The organism is Devosia subaequoris (genome assembly GCF_014197055.1).
GTDB lineage: Bacteria > Pseudomonadota > Alphaproteobacteria > Rhizobiales > Devosiaceae > Devosia > Devosia subaequoris.
Map to the genome: position 1 here is coordinate 1 of NZ_JACIEW010000012.1, position 21,536 is coordinate 21,536.

The 21,536-nt window shown below is 61.2% G+C and carries 24 protein-coding genes; 16 read left to right on the forward strand and 8 right to left on the reverse strand.

The features are described 5' to 3' along the window. The first annotated feature begins 101 nt into the window (after nucleotides 1-101). From GGR20_RS17285 to GGR20_RS17305, 5 genes are read left to right on the forward strand one after another with little or no spacing between them, the layout of a single operon-like run. Complete coding sequence (locus GGR20_RS17285; RefSeq protein WP_183312609.1) at nucleotides 102-392, forward strand: DUF6958 family protein; 291 nt, start codon at nucleotides 102-104, stop codon at nucleotides 390-392. A gap of 7 nt (nucleotides 393-399) precedes the next feature. Continuing rightward, complete coding sequence (deoA, locus tag GGR20_RS17290; RefSeq protein WP_183312610.1) at nucleotides 400-1,722, forward strand: thymidine phosphorylase; 1,323 nt, start codon at nucleotides 400-402, stop codon at nucleotides 1,720-1,722. A gap of 5 nt (nucleotides 1,723-1,727) precedes the next feature. Beyond that, entirely contained in the window at nucleotides 1,728-2,945 is a 1,218-nt protein-coding gene (locus tag GGR20_RS17295) for a phosphopentomutase (RefSeq protein ID WP_183312611.1), read from the forward strand. 25 nt (nucleotides 2,946-2,970) lie between these two features. Next, on the forward strand, nucleotides 2,971-3,612 hold the full coding sequence (upp, locus tag GGR20_RS17300; protein ID WP_183312612.1) for a uracil phosphoribosyltransferase: 642 nt from the start codon (nucleotides 2,971-2,973) through the stop codon (nucleotides 3,610-3,612). A 45-nt stretch (nucleotides 3,613-3,657) separates the two neighbouring features. After that, nucleotides 3,658-4,053, forward strand: coding sequence for a VOC family protein (locus tag GGR20_RS17305; RefSeq protein WP_183312613.1), 396 nt, complete (start codon nucleotides 3,658-3,660; stop codon nucleotides 4,051-4,053). Between the two features lie 35 nt (nucleotides 4,054-4,088). Here the strand turns inward: GGR20_RS17305 and GGR20_RS17310 are convergent, their stop codons facing one another. The 4 genes from GGR20_RS17310 to GGR20_RS17325 form a co-directional block, all read right to left on the reverse strand. Beyond that, nucleotides 4,089-4,709: an HAD family hydrolase gene (locus GGR20_RS17310; protein WP_183312614.1), complete on the reverse strand. Its 621-nt coding sequence runs from the start codon at nucleotides 4,707-4,709 to the stop codon at nucleotides 4,089-4,091. Between the two features lie 97 nt (nucleotides 4,710-4,806). Continuing rightward, nucleotides 4,807-5,379: a TadE/TadG family type IV pilus assembly protein gene (locus GGR20_RS17315; protein WP_183312615.1), complete on the reverse strand. Its 573-nt coding sequence runs from the start codon at nucleotides 5,377-5,379 to the stop codon at nucleotides 4,807-4,809. After that, on the reverse strand, nucleotides 5,376-5,906 hold the full coding sequence (locus GGR20_RS17320) for a TadE/TadG family type IV pilus assembly protein (RefSeq protein ID WP_183312616.1): 531 nt from the start codon (nucleotides 5,904-5,906) through the stop codon (nucleotides 5,376-5,378). Before GGR20_RS17320 ends, GGR20_RS17315 begins: the two co-directional genes overlap by 4 nt. Before the next feature lie 166 nt (nucleotides 5,907-6,072). After that, a complete protein-coding gene (locus GGR20_RS17325) occupies nucleotides 6,073-6,519 on the reverse strand; it encodes a pilus assembly protein N-terminal domain-containing protein (protein WP_183312617.1) in 447 nt (148 codons plus the stop codon). A gap of 381 nt (nucleotides 6,520-6,900) precedes the next feature. On the opposite strand from GGR20_RS17325, the gene GGR20_RS17330 reads away from it, so the two are divergent. From GGR20_RS17330 to GGR20_RS17370, 9 genes are all read left to right on the forward strand, one after another. After that, on the forward strand, nucleotides 6,901-7,101 hold the full coding sequence (locus GGR20_RS17330; protein ID WP_183312618.1) for a Flp family type IVb pilin: 201 nt from the start codon (nucleotides 6,901-6,903) through the stop codon (nucleotides 7,099-7,101). A gap of 121 nt (nucleotides 7,102-7,222) precedes the next feature. Continuing rightward, complete coding sequence (locus GGR20_RS17335; RefSeq protein ID WP_183312619.1) at nucleotides 7,223-7,432, forward strand: Flp family type IVb pilin; 210 nt, start codon at nucleotides 7,223-7,225, stop codon at nucleotides 7,430-7,432. A gap of 81 nt (nucleotides 7,433-7,513) precedes the next feature. Further along, nucleotides 7,514-8,026 (forward strand): prepilin peptidase, encoded by a 513-nt coding sequence (locus tag GGR20_RS17340; RefSeq protein ID WP_253560382.1) that lies wholly within the window; start codon nucleotides 7,514-7,516, stop codon nucleotides 8,024-8,026. A gap of 208 nt (nucleotides 8,027-8,234) precedes the next feature. Next, nucleotides 8,235-9,149: a Flp pilus assembly protein CpaB gene (cpaB, locus tag GGR20_RS17345; protein WP_183312620.1), complete on the forward strand. Its 915-nt coding sequence runs from the start codon at nucleotides 8,235-8,237 to the stop codon at nucleotides 9,147-9,149. 13 nt (nucleotides 9,150-9,162) lie between these two features. Next, the gene (locus GGR20_RS17350) at nucleotides 9,163-10,584 is read left to right on the forward strand and encodes a type II and III secretion system protein family protein (RefSeq protein WP_183312621.1); all 1,422 of its coding nucleotides are present in this window, start codon (nucleotides 9,163-9,165) and stop codon (nucleotides 10,582-10,584) included. Nucleotides 10,585-10,608: 24 nt separating this feature from the next. Then, nucleotides 10,609-11,883, forward strand: coding sequence for a CpaE/TadZ family protein (locus GGR20_RS17355; protein WP_183312622.1), 1,275 nt, complete (start codon nucleotides 10,609-10,611; stop codon nucleotides 11,881-11,883). A gap of 38 nt (nucleotides 11,884-11,921) precedes the next feature. Further along, nucleotides 11,922-13,412, forward strand: coding sequence for a TadA family conjugal transfer-associated ATPase (locus GGR20_RS17360; RefSeq protein ID WP_183312623.1), 1,491 nt, complete (start codon nucleotides 11,922-11,924; stop codon nucleotides 13,410-13,412). Between the two features lie 2 nt (nucleotides 13,413-13,414). Next, complete coding sequence (locus GGR20_RS17365; protein WP_183312624.1) at nucleotides 13,415-14,389, forward strand: type II secretion system F family protein; 975 nt, start codon at nucleotides 13,415-13,417, stop codon at nucleotides 14,387-14,389. 16 nt (nucleotides 14,390-14,405) lie between these two features. Then, the gene (locus GGR20_RS17370; RefSeq protein WP_183312625.1) at nucleotides 14,406-15,419 is read left to right on the forward strand and encodes a type II secretion system F family protein; all 1,014 of its coding nucleotides are present in this window, start codon (nucleotides 14,406-14,408) and stop codon (nucleotides 15,417-15,419) included. A gap of 170 nt (nucleotides 15,420-15,589) precedes the next feature. On the opposite strand, the gene GGR20_RS17375 is transcribed toward GGR20_RS17370, so the two are convergent. Then, a complete protein-coding gene (locus GGR20_RS17375) occupies nucleotides 15,590-16,330 on the reverse strand; it encodes a tetratricopeptide repeat protein (RefSeq protein WP_183312626.1) in 741 nt (246 codons plus the stop codon). 176 nt (nucleotides 16,331-16,506) lie between these two features. Here GGR20_RS17375 and GGR20_RS17380 point away from each other — a divergent pair, with 176 nt between their 5' ends. Further along, complete coding sequence (locus GGR20_RS17380; RefSeq protein ID WP_183312627.1) at nucleotides 16,507-17,856, forward strand: leucyl aminopeptidase family protein; 1,350 nt, start codon at nucleotides 16,507-16,509, stop codon at nucleotides 17,854-17,856. On the opposite strand, the gene GGR20_RS17385 is transcribed toward GGR20_RS17380, so the two are convergent. The 3 genes from GGR20_RS17385 to GGR20_RS17395 all read right to left on the reverse strand — a co-directional run bounded on the left by GGR20_RS17385 (nucleotide 17,844) and on the right by GGR20_RS17395 (nucleotide 20,415). Beyond that, the gene (locus GGR20_RS17385) at nucleotides 17,844-18,539 is read right to left on the reverse strand and encodes a YqaA family protein (RefSeq protein WP_183312628.1); all 696 of its coding nucleotides are present in this window, start codon (nucleotides 18,537-18,539) and stop codon (nucleotides 17,844-17,846) included. The two genes, GGR20_RS17380 and GGR20_RS17385, sit on opposite strands and share 13 nt — an antisense overlap. Nucleotides 18,540-18,622: 83 nt before the next feature. Next, nucleotides 18,623-19,561, reverse strand: a complete 939-nt coding sequence (locus GGR20_RS17390) for a 2-hydroxyacid dehydrogenase (protein ID WP_183312629.1) — start codon at nucleotides 19,559-19,561, stop codon at nucleotides 18,623-18,625. Nucleotides 19,562-19,638: 77 nt separating this feature from the next. After that, nucleotides 19,639-20,415 (reverse strand): c-type cytochrome, encoded by a 777-nt coding sequence (locus GGR20_RS17395; RefSeq protein WP_183312630.1) that lies wholly within the window; start codon nucleotides 20,413-20,415, stop codon nucleotides 19,639-19,641. Nucleotides 20,416-20,699: 284 nt separating this feature from the next. Here GGR20_RS17395 and GGR20_RS17400 point away from each other — a divergent pair, with 284 nt between their 5' ends. Further along, nucleotides 20,700-21,521, forward strand: coding sequence for a prephenate dehydratase (locus GGR20_RS17400; RefSeq protein ID WP_183312631.1), 822 nt, complete (start codon nucleotides 20,700-20,702; stop codon nucleotides 21,519-21,521). Nucleotides 21,522-21,536 lie beyond the last annotated feature (15 nt).

Genomic DNA, 21,536 nt, shown 5'->3' on the forward strand with positions numbered 1-21,536 from the left:
TCTCTACTACGATCTGGCCGATCCCCGCTTTGCCGGCGATTACTTCCTGTCCAAGGCGACGCAGGTCAAGAATGTCTGGATCCCTTACGGAGCCTGAACCCATGGCCGACAAGATCGAAATCGAAAATGTAGGCCAGCCCGGCAAGATCTATCGGGTTGACGCGGCCAAGTTCACGGCCATGCGGACAGCGGTTCTCGACGTCCTGCCCGATGCAGCCCCCGGCATGCCGGTCGGCGAGCTCATCGCGGCGGTCAAGCCAAGACTGCCCCGGGATCTGTTTCCGGGTGGCGACAAGGCCGGCTGGTGGGTCAAGTCCGTCCAGCTCGATCTTGAGGCCAAGAAGGTCATTGCCCGCGCCAAAAAGCCGCCGGTTCGACTCTACAAGCTTTAGGAATCTCATGGTTTTCCTTCCCCAGGAAGTCATCCTGAAAAAACGCAATGGCGAGCCTCTCGCATCGGAGGACATCGCTCGTTTTATTGCCGGTTTTGCACAGGGCAGCGTCTCCCACGCCCAGGCCGCCGCCTTTGCCATGGCGGTCTATTTCAACGATATGGACATGGACGAACGGGTTGCCTTGACCCTGGCGATGCGCGATAGCGGCACCGTGCTCGACTGGTCCGATCTCGACGGCCCTGTGGCCGACAAGCACTCGACCGGTGGCGTGGGCGACAATGTTTCCCTCATGCTGGCCCCGATCCTGGCCGCCATAGGCATTTACGTGCCGATGATCTCCGGGCGCGGTCTGGGTCACACCGGCGGCACGCTCGACAAGTTCGATGCCATCCCCGGCTATCAAACCCAGCCCGACAATGCGCTGTTCCGCAAGGTGGTGCGCGACGCCGGCTGCGCCATTATCGGCCAGACCGCAGACCTCGCTCCCGCCGACAAGACGCTCTACGCCATTCGCGACGTCACCGGCACGGTCGAATCCATCGCGCTCATCACCGCTTCGATCCTGTCGAAAAAGCTCGCCGCTGGCCTCGACGCGCTCATTCTCGACGTTAAAACCGGCTCCGGCGCCTTCATGCCGACGCTGGAACGGTCACGCGATCTGGCGCAAAGCCTCGTGGCCGTTGCCAATGGTGCAGGTTTGAAGACCGGTGCGCTCATCACCGACATGAACGAGCCGCTGGCCTCCGCCGCTGGCAATGGCCTGGAAGTGCGCAACGCTGTCGATTTCCTGACTGGGGCCCATCAGGATCCGCGCCTGCGCGAAGTTACCCTGGCGCTTTGTGCTGAAATTGCCCTGATGACACACAAAGCGACGTCCCCTGAGGACGCCCGGGCCCTTGTGGACGACGCGTTGGACTCCGGCCGTGCGACCGGGCATTTCGCGCGCATGGTCGCCGCTCTTGGTGGTCCTGCCGATTTCGTCGAGAACATGGACACGTACCTTGCTTCAGCGCCCATCGTCCGCGATGTCTTTGCGGAAGGGCAGGGGACCATCGCCACCATCGACACCCGCGGCGTCGGCATGGCGGTCGTCGCTCTGGGCGGTGGTCGGGCCACGCCCACAGACAGCATCGACTATCGTGTCGGCTTCGACCGCCTCGCCCCGTTGGGCGCGGTTGCCGATGCTCAAACACCCATTGCCCGCATCCATGCTGCCGACGAGGCCAGTGCCGCAGAAGCCGAAGCCAGGTTGAAGCGCGCCTACGGTCTGGGTGACGCGGCCATAGAGAACCCGATTGTCGCCGGTCACGTCGGGGCCAAGGAGTAATTGCCATGCCCCGCGCCATTGTGTGCCTTCTCGACAGCGTAGGTATCGGCGGCGCCCCCGATGCTGCCAGCTATGGTGATGAAGGCTCGAACACGGTCGGCCACATCGCCGAATGGGCGGCCGCAGGCAAGGCCGATCGCGACGGTCTGCGCGTCGGCCCGCTTCACGTGCCAAACATGGACGCCATGGGTCTCGGTGCCGCGATAAAACTCTCCACCGGCACCCTGCCACCCGGCCTCTCGGACACTCCCAAGGGCGGCCGCTTCGGGGTCGGTCGCGAAGTGTCCAAGGGCAAGGACACGCCTTCGGGCCATTGGGAAATCGCCGGCGTGCCGGTCCCCTTCGAGTGGGGCTATTTCCCGCAAACCCAGCCGACATTCCCGCCCGAACTGATCGCCGAGTTCTTGAAGCGGACCGGCCTGCCCGGCATTCTGGGCGACAAGCACGCCTCGGGCACAACCGTCATCGCCGAACTGGGCGAGGAGCACATCCGCTCCGGCATGCCGATCTGCTACACCTCGATCGACAGCGTGTTCCAGATCGCCGCCCACGAAACCCATTTCGGTCTCGACCGACTCTATGAGACTTGCAGAACCGCCTTCGAACTAACCGAGCCGCTCAAGATCGGCCGCGTCATCGCGCGGCCCTTCATCGGTGAAACGCCTGAAACCTTCAAGCGCACCGGCAATCGCCGCGACTTCGCCATTGCCCCGCCCGAGCCGACCCTGCTCGACCGCAACGCCGCCGCCGGCAATCAGGTTTTTGCCATCGGTAAGATCTCCGACATCTATGCCGGCTCCGGCGTTACCCACAAATTGAAGGGCACCGGCATCCCTCAGCTCTTCGACAAGACGCTCGAAGCCATGGAGATGGCGGCCGATCGAGCCTTCATCATGACCAATTTCGTAGACTTCGACAGCGAGTATGGTCATCGCCGCGATGTGCCCGGTTATGCCGCCGCGCTCGAGCTGTTCGATAGCCGCCTGCCCGAGATCATCGCGGCCCTACGGCACGATGATCTGCTGATCCTCACCGCTGATCATGGCAACGACCCGACCTGGACCGGCACCGATCATACCCGCGAACAGGTGCCCATCCTGGTCTTTTCCCCAGCCCTGCCCAAGGGAGAGATTGGCATTCGCCCCAGCTTCGCTGATATAGGTGAAACAATTGCGGCCTGGCTGGGCCTGCGCCCCGGCCGCCACGGCAAGAATTTCCTTTAAAGGCCAACAGACAAGAGGTGTTCCGATGAGCAAGGTCCAGGGCAATGTGACGGTCATCGACCACCCCATGATCCAGCACAAGCTGACCATCATGCGCAACAAGGAGACCTCGATCGCCGGTTTCCGGCGCCTGCTGCGCGAGATCGCCCATCTGATGTGCTACGAGGTCACACGCGATCTCGAACTGGAGCTGATCGACATCGAAACGCCCATGGCGCCGATGAAGTCGCCCGCCATCAAGGGCAAGAAGCTGGTCTTCGCTTCCATTCTGCGTGCCGGCAATGGCCTGCTCGATGGCATGCTCGATCTCGTCCCCGCCGCACGCGTCGCCCATATCGGCATGTATCGCGACCACGAAACACTTGAGCCGGTCGAGTACTATTTCAAGGCACCCTCGAGCCTTGAAGATCGCCTGATCATCGTGGTCGATCCCATGCTGGCCACCGCCAATTCGGCGACGGCGGCCATGGAAAAGCTCAAGGAGCGCGGCGCCAATAACATCCGCTTCCTCTGCCTGCTTGCGGCCCCCGAAGGCATCCGGCACTTCACCGAAGCCCATCCCGATGTGCCGGTCTATACCGCTGCCATCGACGATCACCTCAACGAGAAGGGCTATATCGTCCCGGGTCTGGGTGATGCCGGCGACCGCATGTACGGCACGCGCTGAACCGCCAGTCCATCACCGCATCAATTACCACACTGGAGTCCCCGGATGGCCAAGCTCGTCCACTCGATGATCCGCGTCCTCGATGAGGCACGCTCCGTCGCCTATTACGAGAGGGCCTTCGGGTTGAAGGTGGTGGATCGTCTGGATTTTGAGGGGTTTACCCTGGTCTACATGGCCGGAGAGGAGGTCGGATTCGAGCTCGAACTGACCATCAACAAGGGCACCACAGAGCCCTATGATCTCGGCGATGGTTACGGACATCTGGCCGTGGTGGTCGACGATGTCGAGGCCGAACACGCCCGCTTCAACGAACTGGGCCTGCCGACCGGCAAGCTGGTCGATTTCAAGAATGGTGAAACGCCGGTGGCCAGGTTCTTCTTTGCCACCGATCCCGATGGCTACAAGATCGAAGTCATCGAAAAAGGTGGACGCTTCCGCTAACCAAAGGCGCCCGGGGAACACCCAGGGCCTCTTGCTTATTTAGCCTTGAGAGGCAAGCCGAGCGCGATCAGGTCAGATCGCAAGTGCTCGGGGTCCTTGAAGTGGATGCCCTTCATCCCGAAACGGCGCGCGGCGACAATATTGGGCTCGCTGTCATCGATGAAGACGCAGCTTTCCGGAGCCAGCGCATAGCGCTCGCAGAACACCCGGTAGAGTCGCGGATCGGGCTTCACCAGCCCTTCAAGTCCGGAAACGATCACACCATCAAACTTCTCCAGGAACGGCCACTCGCCCAGCCGCGTCATCCACTTCTCCCAGGAGAAATTGGTGATCGCGAAGGTGGGGATGTCCTGGTCGACTAACTCGTTGTGGATGTCGATCGTCCCCTGAATATGCGGTCCGAATGTCTCCGCCCAGCGCTCGTCATAGGCCTTGATTTCGCGCCAGTACTTGGGAAACCGCGTCACCAGCTTGGCCACGCCCTCGGCATAGATCTCGCCGGCATCGAACTCCAGGTTCCAGTCGCCGGTGCAGATATGGTCGTGGAACCACTGCGCATCTTCCTCGCTGTCGAACAGCTTGCGGAACAGATACATCGGGTTCCAGTCGACGAAGACGCCGCCGAGATCGAATACGGGAATGATGTGGTCGTCCATGTGAGCCGTCCGCCTGGTTCGAGAAATTCTGAGCGGCTTGTGGCACGGCAGAATAGCGCGGACAAGCGGGCGCGGAGCTCCCGAGCCCGCAGGACAACTAGTTGATCGAGATGGGTTCGCCGAAGCGCGGCAGGAAATAGGCGGCGCGATAAAGATTGACCGGCACATCGAAGATGAGACCCTGCAAGGGGGTGTAGGTGAAGCTGGCCTCGGCGGCGATCACCATATTGCCTTTGGAGATGTCGATCATTGCGTCGGGCAGCTCGAACGTGCTGCCCACCGTGTGGGGTGTGATGTTGGTATATGCCTCACCTTGATATTGCCGCGTCCAGATTACCTCCGTCTTTCCACTGCTATCGACCCAGACCGCCGTCACCACCTGCTGCACGCCGTTGGATTCGAATGGCGTCATGATTCCGCTAGCCGCCAGAAAGAAGTCCTGCATCTGGCTGTTGGCGATAGTGCCGTCGACACGTGCCACGAGGTCACCAATGGCGCCCGCCACCGATTGCACCTTGCGGTCCACCGTGATCAATGCGCTTGCCTCAAGCGTGCCGAGATAGGCGAACAGCATGACCGGCAGGACGAGGGCAAATTCCACCACCGCAGTGCCTTGCTCCGCGCGGCGGATCCGCTTCAGCCACTCTAGCATTACGCGCGCCCCGCTCATGAGAATGGCTCGTTTTGGAACACGGTGGCCGAACCCATCAACCGCCGACCGTCGCCCAGATTGGACATGCCGAGGATGCCCAGTCGTATCGCAACTGGATAGCGATAAAAGACCTGAACCAGTGTTACGGACTTGCCACTGCCCGGCCTCCAGGTCTCGTCCACCGTCCAGTCGCAAGGGGCCTCGCAGTCCGTTTCGACCGGTGGCTCCAGATCGGCTGATTGGAAATTGGCCACCGTGTTGACCCGGATGTGCAGCCCGGCGCAATCGGGGAACATTCCGTAGAGCCGATCGCAGATGTCGGTGCGAAACTCATCTATCGTGGTTCCAGCACTCTGCACCTGGCCCGTGCGAATGGTGCGCGCGGCATCCTGCACGGCGCTTTCCAGGATCTGCGAAGACAGGAAGATCACGGAGGTCTGGATAATTGCCCCGATAATGCCGAAGAAGGGCAGGGCAAGCAGGGCGAATTCAACAGCAGTCACACCGCGCTCGTCGCGGGTCAAATGGCGGCTCTGCCGCGTCATCCTGTGCCAGCTTTTGCCGAACAATTTGCTTTGGCTCCCGCGTAAACGCTTTGGAGCCACACTAGGGGGATACCCTCACTCAATGGTTAGGAAGACCGACGCAATACCTGGGATTTTCCCTTAGGGTAAACGCTGCCTTAACATGGGATCGATGATCGGCTCAGCTCTAGTTTGCGGCCGACTGCACCAGTTGGGAGGAAGCCAACACCCGGCCCGAATAGCCGGTGTCATCGCCCATCATCACTACGGGCTGACAAGTCGGTGCGCATGACAGGGTTGTCCGGCTCTGTCCCTGATAGACAGTCATGATGCCGGCACTCATCTGCACCACTTCCACCAGTGTATCTGCGACGGGTTCGCCGCGACTGTCCAGAACGATCAGATTGGTCTGGCCATAACTCTTGCCGGTCAGGATCAAAGTCTGCGGATCCTGAATGGTCACATCGGCAATTCCCGGATTGCCGATAATGACCGTCGCAGCCGGTGCGCTGATGCGAAGGATGCGGGCCATGTTCACATTGACATTGATCGGAGCGCCGTCCTGGGCCTGGGCGGGCATCGGTGCCGCAAGAGTTGCGGCGAGCAACAGGGCAGTGGCGGCAAAACGGAACATGGTGCAAACCTGGGTACTGATACGCTGTCCCTACGATCCACCCGAATGGTAAATACTTGGCAAACGCCGTAGGATTGATCTTTTGCACGCCTGAGATCGTGTCAGATGAGTATAGTTCATCGCGGCGCCTCAACACGAGGGTCGTCGCAAAGTCTGCGTGGCGACAATGTGTAAAGGTAGTGGTCGTTGTTGCCTCGATAGAAGTTTATTTACTTGTTAAACGCAGTGTTTACCAGAAGATCAGCAACAGGGCGCAATCAAGCTGCTGGCCCCTCGATTAACGCTATTTCAACGTGTGGCGGCTAGCGTCAGGCCATGTTCGATGAGTGACGTGGTCCGACACTGCGCTCACCCGAGGACGTGTAAAAAAGGAGCCTGGGAATGAAAATTTTCGCACGTTTCGCGCAGGATGAGTCGGGCGCGACTGCAATCGAGTACGGCCTGATCGCCGCACTCATCTCTGTTGGTATCATCGCAGCCGTTTCGACGCTTGGTGGCGGTCTGGCCGGGGTGTTTGAACAGATCAACACCGAGCTTGGCTTCGGCGGCGCTGCCGGCGCAGACGCAGGCGCAGGCGGCTGATCCGAAATAGGACAGTACGATAACGGTCGAAACTGCCCAAATTGTGTTCGGCCAGAAATACATCGCGGGCTCCCGCCTCCGGCAGAGCCCGCGGTCTCGATTCTTGTGGTGAGGATTGCACATGTCTGGACCCAAAAGGATCGATCGGCGTGCCGGCGTCCTCCTGCGCAGATTTGCAGCAAAAGAAGATGGCGCGACGGCTATCGAATACGCCATGATTGCCTCATTGCTGTCCGTGGCCGTTGTGGGATCCGCCCTGATGTTGGGCGGCGGCTTGGAAGGCGTATGGGCTTATGTCCGTGACGAGGTCATGGCTGGCCTCGCCCTGTAGGCGACATCCAGATTTCACCATTCGCGATTTCTTAAGCGCAACTGTGCCAACAATAGTTTGGTCCTTTGCGTGGAGGGTGAAGTGTTCCAGTTTCTAGCCTTGTTTTTCTTCCCCCTGGCGATGGCCTTTGCCGCCTCATCAGACCTGTTGACCATGCGCATCTCCAACAAGCTGGTCCTGTTGCTGGTCGCGGGCTTTGTGACGATGGCGCTTGCCGTCGAACTGCCACTGCAGCAATTCGCCATGCATGTTTTGTGCGCCTTTTTGGTGCTGGTCGTCGCCTTTGGCATGTTCGCCATGCGCTGGATTGGCGGTGGCGATGCCAAGCTGGCCGCTGCGACTACGCTCTGGCTCGGCTTCGGACTGACGCTGCCCTATCTGGTACACGCCGCCTTGCTCGGTGGAGTGCTGACCCTTGCAGTGTTGATGCTGCGCCGGCTGCCACTCGACACTGTGTTTGTCGGTCGGCCCTGGCTTGGCTGGCTCAATCGCCTGCACGACCCCAAGCAGGGCGTGCCCTATGGTGTTGCCCTGGCAGCGGCTGGCCTGCTGACCTATTCCAATACCGCCATCTTCGAGCGCCTTACGGCCTAAAAATAGTATTCAGCCGTTTCAGTGGTCGTTGGCGAAATAATCGCCGGCGGCCTTTTCTTTTACGCGCGTCTCGATCTCGCAAAAAGCAAGCGTTCATAACTTGTTAACGCCTTTTGCAAAGCCCTGATTAACTAAAACTTGACCCTTTGCTTCCATAGTTCACCCGGTGGAATTGGGCCAGTAGGCTCGCGTACAACCGGAGTAGGGCATGAGACCCGCGCGTATCATCCTGTTATTGGTTGCCCTTGTGGCAGGTTCTCTGGCGGCCTTCCTGGTCATGAGGGGCAATACGCCACCGGCACCGACAACCGAGGTGAGGACCGAGGTCGTCCAGGAAGCCAAGACCCAGATTCTGGTGGCCAAGGCACCGATTGGCGTTGGCGAGCGGCTCAATCCGGCGCGTCTTGAATGGCAGGACTGGCCCGAAGGCGCCCTGCGCGCTGAATATGTGACCGTTTCCGCCATGCCTGATGCGCCTGACCAGCTCAAGGGCGCCGTCGCCCGTTTCGAATTCTTCCCCGGCGAACCGATCCGCGAGGCCAAGCTGGTCCGTGCCGACCAGGGCTACCTCTCCGCGGTGCTTTCGCCCGGCAAGCGCGGCGTTTCCGTCACCGTCTCGGCCGCCTCCAGTGCCGGCGGCTTCGTGGTGCCCAATGACCATGTCGACGTCCTGCTCACCACCTCAACCGAGATGGGACAGCGTTCCGAGGTCATCCTGTCCAATGTGCGTGTCCTGGCCCTGGGCAAGCGCCTGGGCGAAATGGGCGTCAGCGGCGGCGACGAAACTGGCGCCGAAGACAGCCCTAACCCCACGACATTCAACGATTCTACGATTGCCACGCTTGAACTCGACCCGGCCCAGGCCGAGACACTGGTCAATGCCTCGACCCGGGGTCGGCTGAGCCTCACTTTGCGTTCGGTCGCTGACTTCAATCGTGTTGAAACAGCCGTGCCCACCAACCAGGCCGTCCGGCTGATCCGCTACGGCCGTGAGCGGAGTGTACTGGCAGGCAGCGCCATGTCCGCTGACGCCAACGATTACAGCACCCCTGAATACGACAATTTGCCTGACATCAATCAGGCCCCGGAGGCGTCCTCGACGCCCCAGATCCTGCCGCAATAGAGGCGAGACAATGATGGACAAGCCAACCAAATCGACACTGCGCAGGGTCTCCCGAGGCGCCGCCATATTCGGCCTGGCCACCTTGATGGGCGCTACCGCAGCCATCGTCCCGGCCATGGCGCAAGCCACTCCGGCACAGGTGACAATAGCGGCCTCGGCTTACGGGGCGGTTCGCTCGCTCGATGTCGAGCTGAACAAGTCGGTCATTGTTGATCTGCCGGCCGGGGTTGCTGAAGTCATCGTCTCCCAGCCCGATGTCGCTGCCGCGATCATGCGCTCACGCACTCGCAGCATTATTCAGGGCGTCACGGGTGGCAACACCAACGTGTTCTTTCTCGACGACCATGGCCGCACCATCCAGGTGCTGGACCTGCGCGTAATCGAAGAGCCGTCCCAGGTTGGCAACGCCCTCGAGGACGCTCTGAGGCGTGTCATTCCGGGCTCCCACATTAACGTTGAATCCGTGACCTTGGGCGATGAAACCAACCGCGTCGTGTTGACCGGCACCGTGCGCTCCGCCGAGGACAAGGACCGCGCCATGGCGGTAGCGGTACAGTTCGCCGGTTCAGTTGAAAACGTGGCCAGCATCATCGACGTCGCCGGGGCCCAGCAGGTTATGCTGCAGGTCACAGTGTCTGAAGTGAAGCGCGATATCGCCAAGCAGTTCGGCATCAACTTCGGTGCCTTGCTCAATGTCGGCACGCTGAATCTGTTTGAATTCACCAATCGCCTGCTGACCGATTCCTTCCCCACCGATGGGCTCAATGTCGGCTACAATGACGGCAACGGGAATTCCGTCGCGGCAGCGGTCCGTGCGTTGGAAGGGCGCGGGGCCTTGCGCGTGCTGGCCCAGCCGACCCTCACCGCAATTTCAGGACAGGAAGCCAAGTTCCTCGCCGGCGGTGAGTTGCCCTACTACACATATGACGACGAAGAGAGCACACGCACCGTGATCTTCAAGCCCTACGGCGTGGAGCTCTCATTCGTGCCCACGGTCAAGTCGAACGGTACCATCGGGCTCAAGGTCGACACTTCGGTGTCTGAGCCGCAGGCTGATTTCTCCATCACCAAGCGTCAGGCCGCCACATCGGTTGAACTGCCCAGCGGCACAACCCTCGCCATCGGTGGCCTGCTGCAGGAATCGACCAGTCAGGACATTCAGCAATTCCCGCTGCTCGGGGATATCCCGGTTCTGGGCGCCTTGTTCCGCTCACGCGACTACCAGACCCAGCAGACCGAACTGGTCATTCTGGTCACCCCCTATCTTGTCTCGCCCAGCCCGGCCAACTCCATTCCCGTGCCCACCGACCGCACGATGATGGCCAGTGATGCCGAGGGTATTTTCCTGGGCCGGCTCGAGACCATCTACGGGGTCGGCGCGACGGGCGAATTCCGCGGCGCGTTTTCCGGCAATGTCGGCTTTGTTTTGGACTGATTGCGGATCAGGAGCACTAGATCTATGAGTTTCCTCACCCCTGACCAGCCCGCACAGGCGGAAGAGCCGGCAGCAGAGATCGCCTCCGGTGCACGCCTTGTGCCGCGCATCACCATTCAGGCCTTCTGCGAACACTCCCAGACGGCTCAACTGGTCGAAAGCGCCATGCATGATCGGCGCATGTCCAAGGTGGCGCTGACCACCCATAACGGCGGCATTGACGGCGCGGTCGAGACCTACAAGTCAAACCCCACGCCCAATCTGATCGTCGTTGAAACCACGCTTTCGCCGGACCAGATTCCCTCCGCGCTCGAAAAGCTCGCCGAGGTTTGTGATGCCTCGACCCGGGTTATCGTGCTCGGCCATGTCAACGATGTGCTGCTTTATCGCGAGCTGATCCGGTCCGGCATTTCCGAATATGTCGTGCTCCCGGCCACCTCTTCCGAGATCGTTACCTGCATCACAGAGCTTTACGCTGCTGAGGGCGCAGCCCCAATCGGGCGCACGGTCGGCTTCATTTCGGCCAAGGGCGGCGCGGGCAGTTCCACCATCGCTCATAATGTGGGCTGGGCAATTGCCACCGGCCTGCGCCAGGATTGCCTGATCGTCGATATGGACCTGCCCTTCGGCACGGCCGGCCTCAACTTCAATCAGGACCCGCCCCACGGGCTGGCCGATGCGGTTCTGGCCAACCAGAAGGTCGACCAGACCATGCTGGACCGGCTGATGAGCAAGGCGGCCAATCATATCAATCTGCTCACCGCGCCCGCGACCCTGGATCACAACTGGGATTTCGAGGAGCGCGAATTCGAGCAGGTCATTGAGACCTGCCAGAAGAGCGTGCCGATCATCGTGCTCGACATCCCGCATGGCTGGACTGGCTGGACCCGCCAGACCCTGGCTTCGATCGACGATGTCGTCATTGTCGTCGAACCGGATCTGGCCAATCTGCGCAATGCCAAGAACATGGCTGATGCCATCAAGGCGCTGCGCCCCACCGATGCCGGTCCCAAGCTGGTGATCAACAAGTTCGGCGTGCCCCGCCGGCCCGAGATCGGTGCCAATGAGTTCGCGTCTTCGGTGGAGTGTGAACTGATCGGACAGATCGGCTTCGATGCGCAGCTCTTCGGGACAGCCGCCAATAACGGACAGATGATCGCCGAGGTCGCTGCCAACAATAAGATCAACGAGATCTTCTCCAATATCGGCATGCACGTCACTGGCCGGAAGCCGGGCCATGTCGCGGCAAAAACCGGGAGCCTGCTCAAGCTTCCATCCCTGTTCAAGAAGCGGGCCTGAAGCCGGCAAACGTAGAGACCAGAACGGTAGGGACTTTCATGTTTGGCAAGCGCACCACATTTGGCGGCAACACGCCCGGACTGAGCGAGGCACCGCGGCCGGTGGCCAGTCCGTCGCCCGCGCCGGCACCTGCCCCGCAGCGCCGCGCCAGCGACGGCGATGGCATGAGCGCCCGCATGCGGACCACCGATGAAGTGCTCGATGTCCGGGCACCGGCCGATGCCCAGCGCGCCAAGGAATATTTCCAGACCAAGTCCGCTATCTTCAATGCGCTGATCGACAGCATCGATCTCAGCCAGCTCGCCACCATGGAGACCCAGTCGGCGCGTGAGGAAATCCGCGACATCGTCGCCGAGATCATCGCGCTCAAATCCATCGTCATGTCGATCTCCGAGCAGGAAGACCTGCTTGAGGACATCTGCAACGATGTGCTGGGCTATGGTCCGCTTGAGCCGCTGCTGGCGCGCGACGACATTGCCGATATCATGGTGAACGGCTCGCAGAAGTGCTATATCGAAGTGGCCGGCAAGGTGCGCCTGACCAATGTGCGCTTCCGTGACGACTCGCATCTGATGAATGTGTGCCAGCGCATCGTGTCCCAGGTCGGCCGCCGGGTCGATGAAGGCTCGCCCATCTGTGACGCGCGCCTGCCAGATGGCTCCCGCGTCAACGTCATCGCCCCGCCCTTGGCCATTGATGGCGCTGCGCTCACCATTCGTAAATTCAAGAAGGACAAGCTGACCCTCCAGCAGCTTGTCAAATACAATTCCATCTCGCCAGAAGGCGCCGAAGTGCTGCGCATCCTGGGCCGGGTGCGCGCCAATGTGCTGATCTCAGGCGGTACCGGTTCGGGCAAAACCACGCTGCTCAATTGCCTCACCGCCTTCATCGAGAAGGACGAGCGCGTCATCACCTGCGAGGACTCGGCCGAACTCCAGCTCCAGCAGCCCCATGTAGTGCGGCTTGAAACCCGCCCGCCCAATCTCGAGGGCGAAGGCGAGATCACCATGCGCGATCTCATCAAGAACTGCCTGCGCATGCGGCCCGAACGCATCATCGTCGGTGAGGTACGTGGCCCCGAAGCCTTCGATCTGCTCCAGGCCATGAATACCGGCCATGACGGCTCGATGGGCACGCTGCACGCCAACTCGCCGCGCGAAGCTCTTTCACGTCTGGAATCGATGATCACCATGGGCGGGTACGCCCTGCCCAGCCGGACCATCCGCGAGATGATCGTGTCGTCCATCGACGTGATCGTCCAGGCCGCCCGCTTGCGCGATGGCTCGCGCCGCATCACCCATATCTCCGAGGTGCTGGGCATGGAAGGCGATGTCATCGTCACCCAGGACGTCTTCCTTTATGACATCATGGGCGAGGACGCCAACGGCATGCTGCTGGGCAAGCATCGCTCCACCGGTATCACTAAGCCGCAATTCACCGAGCGCGCCCGCTACTTCAACGAAGAAGCCAATCTGGTCGAGGCGCTCGAAAAGGCCAATATCGAAGAGCACGAGATTTTGGGACGCTAGCCATGATTACGCTCGCTCTTGTCGCGCTTTTCGTCGTCACCATCGGGGCAGCAGGATTTGCACTGGTGCCTTCGGCCCTGGGCAACAAACGTGCCGAACAGCGCATGAAGGCCTTTCAAGGCGACATCCGGGCCAATCGCCGCGAAGCCGATGCCAGCCGCACGCGTGAAGACCGTCGCCGTTCCGTGCAGCAGGCTCTCAAATCCCAGACCGACGAGTTGAATGCTAAGAAGCGCCTGAGCCTGTCTGACCTGATCTTTCAGGCCGGCATGACCATCAAGCCCGCAGCCTTCATTCGCAACAGCATCATTTTCGGCGTCGTGCTGTTTGTGGCGCTCGTCATTGTCCAGGTGCCATTCTATTTCGCCGCGATCTTCGCGGTCGCGGGCGGCTATCTGTTGCCGCGCTTTTATGTTTCGCGCCGTCGGAAGAAATATCAGGACCGCTTTCTCGATGAATTGCCCAACGCCGTTGAGGCCATCGTACGGGGCGTCAAGACCGGTCTGCCGCTCAACGATTCCATGCGCGTGGTGGCCAAGGAGACCAAGGAGCCGGTCAAGTCCGAGTTCGCACGCGTGCTGGATCAGCAGAGCTTTGGCCAGTCCATGACTGAAGCCGTGCAGGTCTTGCTCGACCGTGTCCCGCTGCCCGAAGTCAATTTCTTCGTGGTGGTCATTTCCGTGCAGCAACAGGCCGGCGGCAATCTCTCCGAGGCGCTGGGCAACCTGGCGCGCGTGCTGCGCAACCGCAAGAAGATGAAGCAGAAGGTCAAGGCCATGTCCTCCGAGGCCAAGGCCTCGGCCGGCATCATCGGCTCGCTGCCCTTTGTCGTGGCCACCCTGGTGTCGCTGGTCACGCCCACCTATTTGCTGCCGCTATTCGTCACGCCGGTGGGCAATATCTGTCTGGCTGTCGGCGTTCTGATGCTGGCCACCGGCATTTTCGTGATGAACCGCATGGTGCAGTTCGAAGTTTGAACCGGGGTCGTCATCCATGAACATTGTCGAGCTTCTGACCCAGCGGGATTTCCTCATCGCCGTGCTGGCGGCTGTTTCTGCGGCGGCTGTGGTTTTCACCTTCGGCTCGTCAATGATTGTTCGCCAGGACATGAAAAAGCGTATCAAGCGCGTCGCAGTCGAACGCGACCGGATGCGCGCGGAGGAAATGGTTCGCCTGCGGGGGGCTGGTGGCAATACCGATGGCCGAAGCTCCATCCGGCGCGGCAAGGAGCCCAAATCCTATATGAAGCGCGCCGTCGAGCGCTTCGATCTGAAAAAGGCCTTCCAGGACGATACCACCGTCGACAAACTGGCCATGGCCGGGCTGCGCGGGCAGGGCGAACTGACCAAGTTCCTGTTTCAGCGCCTGGTTTATCCCATCGGCGTCTTTGCCTTCGCCGCCTTCTATCTGCTCTTCGTGACGCCGGGCGACCGCCCAGTTTACCTCAACCTGATCTATGCCATCGGTGCGGGCCTGGTGGGGGCCTATCTTCCCTTGCTTCTCCTCAGGAACCGGACCCAGAAGCGCCAGACCTCCATCCGGCGCTCCTGGCCGGATTGTCTCGATCTGCTGCTGTTGTGCGTCGAAGCCGGCATGTCGATGGAACATGCCTTCAAACGTGTCGCCAAGGAAATCGGCGGCCAGTCCGCTGAACTGGCCGAGGAGCTGACGCTCACCACGGCGGAACTGTCTTTCCTCGAAGACCGCACCCGCGCCTACGAGAATCTGGGCCGCCGCACCGGCCTTGATGGCGTCAAATCGGTGATGACCGCGCTCATCCAGGCCGACCGCTACGGCACCTCTGTGGGCCAGGCCCTGCGCGTTATGGCAGAAGAGGGCCGCGAAGCGCGCATGATGGAAGCCGAAAAGAAAGCCGCTGCGCTGCCCCCCAAGCTCACAGTGCCGCTGATCCTATTCTTCCTGCCGGTGCTGTTTATCGTCATCCTCTCCCCGGCCATGATTCAGGTCTTCACCGGCTCCGTCGCAACGACCATGGGCGGCGGCTAAACCAACCTATGGAGACGGACGCTGGTCCGTCCTGGCCGAATTGCTCGGTCAGCTCGATCGGCAGATCCTCAGGGCTACGGGCGTGGACGAGCTCCATGTAACCAAGCCATGCGGCGGCATTGGTTCACGCAACCAACCTATCGAGTTGATTGAGCAGGGACTGGAGAGTGTTAGCTCTTCCCGATCACGTCCCAGCGGTTCTGCTGGGTAAGAAGAGCCCGGACATAGGCCATATTGGCTTCGACCTGTTCGGGCGGCAGCTCGGCGGCATAGAGGGCGCGGCACTCGTCGAACCGGCCTTGCAGGCCCACCACCAATGCCAGGTTCTGCCGCGTCTGCGTATTGGCGCCGCGCATCTGCACCGCCCGGCGTAGATGCTTCTCTGCGGCCACCAGATCATTGGTCATGGCATAGGACAGACCCAGATTGGTCTCGATCGAGGCCTCGCCCGGCGCACTTACTCCGGCCTGCACATAGATCTTGCGAGCCTCCTCGTGCCGACCGGTCTGGTCCAGCGTGGCGCCCAGCACCAGCAGTGCGTTCCAATCCGGTGCATCGGGCCGGATTACGTTGCGCAGCACCTCGATGGACTGCTCGAACCGCCCGGCTGCCGTCAGGGCCTTGGCATAGGCCACGCTTATGGCGACATCGCCACTATGGTGCGGCATCGCCTGTTCCAGTGCCGCTGCCGCCTGCTGTGGCTGACCAGCCGCACGCAGCGCCGCTGCATAGTGAATGACAACTGCGCGGTCCTTCGGATTGGCGCGATAGCGTGCAGTCAATTCACCCAGATTGGCGTTGCTCTGTGCCGCGCTCATGCCGGAGTAATCGGTGCTGGCCAACTGGCCGCGATTGGACGCGCAGGCCGAAAGCACAAGCGCTGCAACACCTGCAAGGAGCAGGGGGCGCAATATTCCGCTGATCCGTCCTGGGTTGAACAATCTGCACTCCGGGCCGCTGTCGGGCCATATGATCTCTCCCAAGAGCAATAGATCATTAACCCTAACGCGCGGTTAAACCGCGATCCTGTGGCGTTGTGCGCACGCATGGTCCCGGCTAGACATGGGTGACCAAACGGAGTTCTGACATGACTGACCAAGCCGCCACCCCACTCATTTTCATTCCCGAGAACGGGGTGGAGGCTGGACCGCTGGATGATGGGCAGCGGGCCTGGGCCAAGGCCAATGGATTTGCCGGCCAGCGCGGGCGCCTGTTGGCGATGCCTGACGCCAAGGGCGGCATTGCGGCTTGGTTGTTCGGCACCGGCCCGGAGCAAGGGCGTCCCGTTTTTGTGGCCGGTCTGGCGTCTGCGAGCCTACCTGAGGGCGACTATCAGCTGCAGGGCAGTTTCGGCGATCCGACCTTGGCCTCTATTGCCTTCCGCCTCGGCGCCTATCGTTTCGAATCCTATCGCGCCGCGCCGCCGGCGCCGCGCCTGGTTCTGCCCGAAGCGGCCGATGCCGGGGAAGTTGAGCGGCAGGTTGCGGCCGCCAGCCTGACGCGCGACCTGATCAACACCCCTGCCAATGATCTGGGCCCCGATGCCCTTGAAGCCCGGGCGCGGGATCTGGCCACCCGCCACGACATGAGCATCGCCGTCATCAAGGGCAATGAACTGCTCGAACAGAATTTTCCGATGATCCACGCCGTGGGCCGCGCCAGCGCCCAAGCGCCGCGCCTCATCGATCTGCGCTGGGGCAAGGAAACCGATCCCAAGGTGACTTTGGTCGGCAAGGGCGTCACCTTTGACACTGGTGGTCTCGACATCAAGTCGGCTGCCGGCATGCTGATGATGAAAAAGGACATGGGCGGTGCAGCCAATGTGCTCGGGCTTGCCCATGCCATCATGGATGCCGGGCTGCCGCTGCGCCTGCGGGTACTGCTGCCTGTCGTCGAGAACGCCATCGCCGGCAATGCCTTCCGTCCCGGCGATGTCTTGCGCTCGCGCGCGGGCATCAGCGTGGAAATCGGCAATACCGATGCAGAAGGCCGGTTGATCCTTGCCGATGCACTTGCCCTGGCCGATGAAGAAAAGCCGGACTTGCTGATCGATATGGCAACGCTGACCGGCGCAGCCCGCGTCGCACTCGGGCCTGAATTGCCCGCGCTTTATTCCACCGATGACAGCGTGGCGGCAGGTCTTGCCGCAGCGGGTTTGGCATCCGAAGATCCGCTCTGGCCCATGCCGCTTTGGTCACCCTATTCGAGCCTGCTCTCCTCTCGCATCGCCGATCTGAACAATACTGCCAGCGGTGGACATGCCGGGTCCGTCACCGCGGCCTTGTTCCTCAAGCGTTTTGTCAGCAAGGCGGCGGCCTGGGTGCATCTTGATATTTTCGGTTGGGCCCCCGATGCACGGCCCGGTCGTCCGGTCGGCGGCACCGACCAGGCAATCCGCGCGATCTACGGTCTGCTCCGGCAGCGTTACTCGGCCTGAAACGGTGCCATTGAGCCAGGAATGATATCGGTGCCGGTGGTCCGCTCGATCACCTGATCGGTCACTTCCGTACCATGCTTGGGAAACAGCAGCGGCGCGGCGGCAAAGCCGCCGATTACCGCGACCAGCATCACCCAGCCGGCCCACTTCTTGTGCTTTTCGATAAAGGCGCTGGCCGCCGGTCCAAAGAAATAGAACAGGCCGCACGGGACGAAGAAGCGCAGGCCACGACCGATAAAGCCGTAAACGACAAAGGTCCAGATATCGACCCCCGCTACGCCGCTGGTGATGGTGATGATCTTGTAGGGAATGGGCGTGACGGCGCCGATCATGATCATGAACGGGCCGTTGGAAACAAAGCTGTCGCGCAATTGCTCGAAACTCGCGCCAGCGCCATAGAACTCCACGATGCTCTTGCCGATGGTATCGAACAGGAAATAGCCAATCGCATAGCCGAAGATCCCGCCCACCACCGACGAAATGGTGCAGATGGCGGCAAGGCGCCAGGCGCGCCGACGGTCCGCCAGGATCATCGGCGCCAGCATCACCTCGGGAAATATCGGCACGATCATTGCTTCAAGAAAGCAGATCAGCGCCAGGATCGGCTCGGCCAGCGGGTGCCCCGTGGCGGCCTTCAGCCGATCATAGAGCCCCGGTTTCTCCTGCTGCGCTGCATCGGTCATGCCCCTCGACCGGCTCCCTTTGTTTTCATCCAGCCTGCTTGAACGACACACTGGCTCCTGACCAGTGAATTTTATGTGTCGATCTAATATCCTCGCGTGCGGTCGACCACATTTGGCAGCGCCTTGCCCGCTTCGTGCTCAGTGAGCACCTTGGCAAAGTAGCGCACGCCGCTCTGCTCGTTGGAGATAGCAGCGATATGGGGGGTGATATAGCAATTCTCAATGTCCCAGAGCGGGCTGTCCTGCGGCAGGGGCTCGGTCTCGAACACATCAAGGCTGGCTGCGCCAAGCGTGCCATCCCGGAGCGCCGCCGCAATATCGGCTTCCTTCTGGTGCCCGCCCCGCGCCGCATTGATGATCACCGGCCCCCCGGCGAGCCGGTCGCGTCGTAGTTTGGAAAAAGTGCTGCGATTGAGAATGCCCGTGGTTTCCGGCGTCAGCGGCAGCAGATTGACCAGAATATCGGTGCCAGAGAGGAAATCGTCGAACTCTGCCTGGCCGGCAAAGCCCTCTACTCCATCCTGCGCCTTGGGGGAGCGGCTCCAACTTCTCAAGTTGAAACCGAGCGGCTTGAGGCGCCTGGCCGCATCCTGACCCAGGACGCCCATGCCCATAATGCCCACAGTAGTCTCGCTCGCGGCGGGGGGATAATACTGGTCCCAGCGGCGCGCTTTCTGGTCGGCCATGAAACGCGTGAACTGCCGGTGATGCATGGTGACATGGGCGACCACATAGTCGCTCATGCGCTGGCTCAGATCCTCGTCGACAAATCGCACAATCGGCGCGTCCGGTAGATTGGGATGCTTGAGCAAGGCATCCACCCCGGCGCCGAGCGACAACACCGCCTTGAGATTGTTCAACCCGTCAAAGGCATTGGCCTCGGGTTTCCAGACAAAGATGTAACGAACGTCCGCCGGATCGAAACTGTCGCCACGCCGCACCACGGGATAGGGGGCCAGCGCCTCGGAAAACGCCTGGGCCCAGCTCGCTTCATCAACATCGGAAAGGTGCAGCAGAAACATCAATAGCGGTCCTTGATATGAAAAAGCCGCACCTGGGGGCGCGGCTTTTGAAAACGCTGGATAGGCGGCGCATAGCCTTACTGGCTAGAGGCCGGTGCGTCCGGGCTAGCCGGCGAAGTTTCCTGCACGGGTGTGCCTTCCACCGGACTGTCCGACTGGGTGGTTGTCGGCGTCTCCACAACAGCGGCGGGCTCGGTTGTCACGGTCTCTTCGCTGGCCTCTTCAGGCGCAACTATTTCTTCGGGAATGGTCTCGACCTCGGTGACCTCGCCTTCTGCCGGGGCTGCCTCTTCTGCGGGCGCAGCCTCCGGTTCCGGGAACGGTACCGGGTCGCTCGCCAAGGTCTGCAGATAGGCCAGGATGTCGGCACGCTCTTCGGGCGAGCGGACGCCGGCAAACGCCATCTTGGTGCCTGGCGCATACTCGCGCGGATTGGTCAGGAAGGCATTGAGGTTTTCATAGGTCCAGGTCTGCCCCTCGGCCCGCTGCTGCAGCAGGATGTCCGAATAGGCGAAGCCTTCCATATGCGCCTCGAGAGCGCCAACAATGTTATAGAGATTTGGGCCCTGCTTGGCCGGCTCACCCTCACCAAACGTGTGGCAGCTCTGGCACTTGCGAACGGCGGCGGCGCCATTGTCGACACTGGCACTCGCCAGTAGCACCGGCAGCGGAGTCTCGGGCACTTCTTCCACCGGCGCGCCGGCTTCGGCCACTACCGGTTCGGGCAAGGCATAGCCGGGGCCGCGGTTCTCGATCGGGTGATAGATGGCTTCAGCCAGAAACCCTACACCCATAACGAACAACAGGGTGCCGAGCACGGCGCCGATGATCTTGTTTAGCTCAAACGAATCCATTTGGTCTCTCTGCCGGTCCATCCCCTGTGGACAATTTCCCGAGTCCGCCCAAACTGCGATTCCATAACAGAATCTGCCTCAACCGGCCGGCTCGACGCGCGCGGAACATAGTATCAAGACCACTTCGGGCGCAACAGGTCAAACCGCCGCGGCGCCGACCGCGTAGTGGAAAATGGCATCAACGGTGCGATTTTGCATGCCCCCGCAGGGGCGGGCTGCAGATTGACTCCATAGTACGTCCGCGCCACAACCCGCCTGCCTTAGTTTTCAGGGATGACCATCCAATGACCAAGAAGATCGCTTTCCAGGGTGAACCCGGGGCCTTCAGCCATGCGGCGGCCCTTAACGTGTTCCCCGAGGGCACCTTCCTGCCCAATGTGACCTTCGAAGAAGCGATGGCTGGGGTTCAGTCTGGCGCCGCCGATCGAGCTGTGCTGCCGGTCGAAAATTCCCTTTATGGCCGGATCACCGACATCCACCATCTCTTGCCTGAAAGCGGCCTGTTTATAGTCGGCGAAACCTATCTCCGCATCGAGATGAACCTTCTGGCGTTGCCGGGGGCCACACTGGACGAAATCAAGGCTGTGCAATCACAGCCTCCCGCATTGGGCCAGTGCCGCAGGTTTATCGCAGCGCACAATTTGCGGACGATCAACGGCACAGACACGGCTGGCTCTGTTCGTGAAGTTGCCGCACGGGGCGACCGTACCACGGCGGCCATCGGTTCGCGGCTCGCCGGCGAAATTTACGGGCTTAGCCTGTTGCAGACAAACATCGAGGACGAGGGCCACAACACCACCCGCTTCCTTGTCATGTCGCGCACCAAGGATGAGGCGCCCAACAAGGGCAAGGTGAAGACCACCTTCGTCTTCCGCGTGCGCAACGTGCCGGCCGCGCTCTACAAGGCGATGGGCGGCTTCGCCACCAACGGCGTCAACATGACCAAGCTGGAAAGCTACATGGTCGGCGGAGCCTTCACCGCCACCCAGTTCTACGCCGACATCGAAGGCCACCCCGACGACGTCAGCGTCCAGCACGCTTTCGAGGAACTGGGTTTTTTCACTGACTATTTCCGCATTCTCGGCGTCTATCCGGCTGCCGATTGAACAGGAAGTCCGGCG

Excerpts from the sequence above, each read along its gene's own strand:
- GGR20_RS17400 (WP_183312631.1), top strand. The coding sequence starts at position 20,700 with ATGACCAAGAAGATCGCTTTCCAGGGTGAACCCGGGGCCTTCAGCCAT.
- deoA (WP_183312610.1), top strand. The coding sequence starts at position 400 with ATGGTTTTCCTTCCCCAGGAAGTCATCCTGAAAAAACGCAATGGCGAG.
- GGR20_RS17365 (WP_183312624.1), top strand. The coding sequence starts at position 13,415 with ATGATTACGCTCGCTCTTGTCGCGCTTTTCGTCGTCACCATCGGGGCA.
- GGR20_RS17330 (WP_183312618.1), top strand. The coding sequence starts at position 6,901 with ATGAAAATTTTCGCACGTTTCGCGCAGGATGAGTCGGGCGCGACTGCA.
- GGR20_RS17305 (WP_183312613.1), top strand. The coding sequence starts at position 3,658 with ATGGCCAAGCTCGTCCACTCGATGATCCGCGTCCTCGATGAGGCACGC.
- GGR20_RS17320 (WP_183312616.1), bottom strand. The coding sequence starts at position 5,906 with ATGACGCGGCAGAGCCGCCATTTGACCCGCGACGAGCGCGGTGTGACT.
- GGR20_RS17390 (WP_183312629.1), bottom strand. The coding sequence starts at position 19,561 with ATGTTTCTGCTGCACCTTTCCGATGTTGATGAAGCGAGCTGGGCCCAG.
- GGR20_RS17285 (WP_183312609.1), top strand. The coding sequence starts at position 102 with ATGGCCGACAAGATCGAAATCGAAAATGTAGGCCAGCCCGGCAAGATC.
- GGR20_RS17310 (WP_183312614.1), bottom strand. The coding sequence starts at position 4,709 with ATGGACGACCACATCATTCCCGTATTCGATCTCGGCGGCGTCTTCGTC.
- GGR20_RS17350 (WP_183312621.1), top strand. The coding sequence starts at position 9,163 with ATGGACAAGCCAACCAAATCGACACTGCGCAGGGTCTCCCGAGGCGCC.
- GGR20_RS17380 (WP_183312627.1), top strand. The coding sequence starts at position 16,507 with ATGACTGACCAAGCCGCCACCCCACTCATTTTCATTCCCGAGAACGGG.
- GGR20_RS17315 (WP_183312615.1), bottom strand. The coding sequence starts at position 5,379 with ATGAGCGGGGCGCGCGTAATGCTAGAGTGGCTGAAGCGGATCCGCCGC.
- GGR20_RS17360 (WP_183312623.1), top strand. The coding sequence starts at position 11,922 with ATGTTTGGCAAGCGCACCACATTTGGCGGCAACACGCCCGGACTGAGC.
- GGR20_RS17385 (WP_183312628.1), bottom strand. The coding sequence starts at position 18,539 with ATGACCGATGCAGCGCAGCAGGAGAAACCGGGGCTCTATGATCGGCTG.
- cpaB (WP_183312620.1), top strand. The coding sequence starts at position 8,235 with ATGAGACCCGCGCGTATCATCCTGTTATTGGTTGCCCTTGTGGCAGGT.
- GGR20_RS17370 (WP_183312625.1), top strand. The coding sequence starts at position 14,406 with ATGAACATTGTCGAGCTTCTGACCCAGCGGGATTTCCTCATCGCCGTG.
- GGR20_RS17395 (WP_183312630.1), bottom strand. The coding sequence starts at position 20,415 with ATGGATTCGTTTGAGCTAAACAAGATCATCGGCGCCGTGCTCGGCACC.
- GGR20_RS17325 (WP_183312617.1), bottom strand. The coding sequence starts at position 6,519 with ATGTTCCGTTTTGCCGCCACTGCCCTGTTGCTCGCCGCAACTCTTGCG.
- GGR20_RS17335 (WP_183312619.1), top strand. The coding sequence starts at position 7,223 with ATGTCTGGACCCAAAAGGATCGATCGGCGTGCCGGCGTCCTCCTGCGC.
- GGR20_RS17355 (WP_183312622.1), top strand. The coding sequence starts at position 10,609 with ATGAGTTTCCTCACCCCTGACCAGCCCGCACAGGCGGAAGAGCCGGCA.
- upp (WP_183312612.1), top strand. The coding sequence starts at position 2,971 with ATGAGCAAGGTCCAGGGCAATGTGACGGTCATCGACCACCCCATGATC.
- GGR20_RS17295 (WP_183312611.1), top strand. The coding sequence starts at position 1,728 with ATGCCCCGCGCCATTGTGTGCCTTCTCGACAGCGTAGGTATCGGCGGC.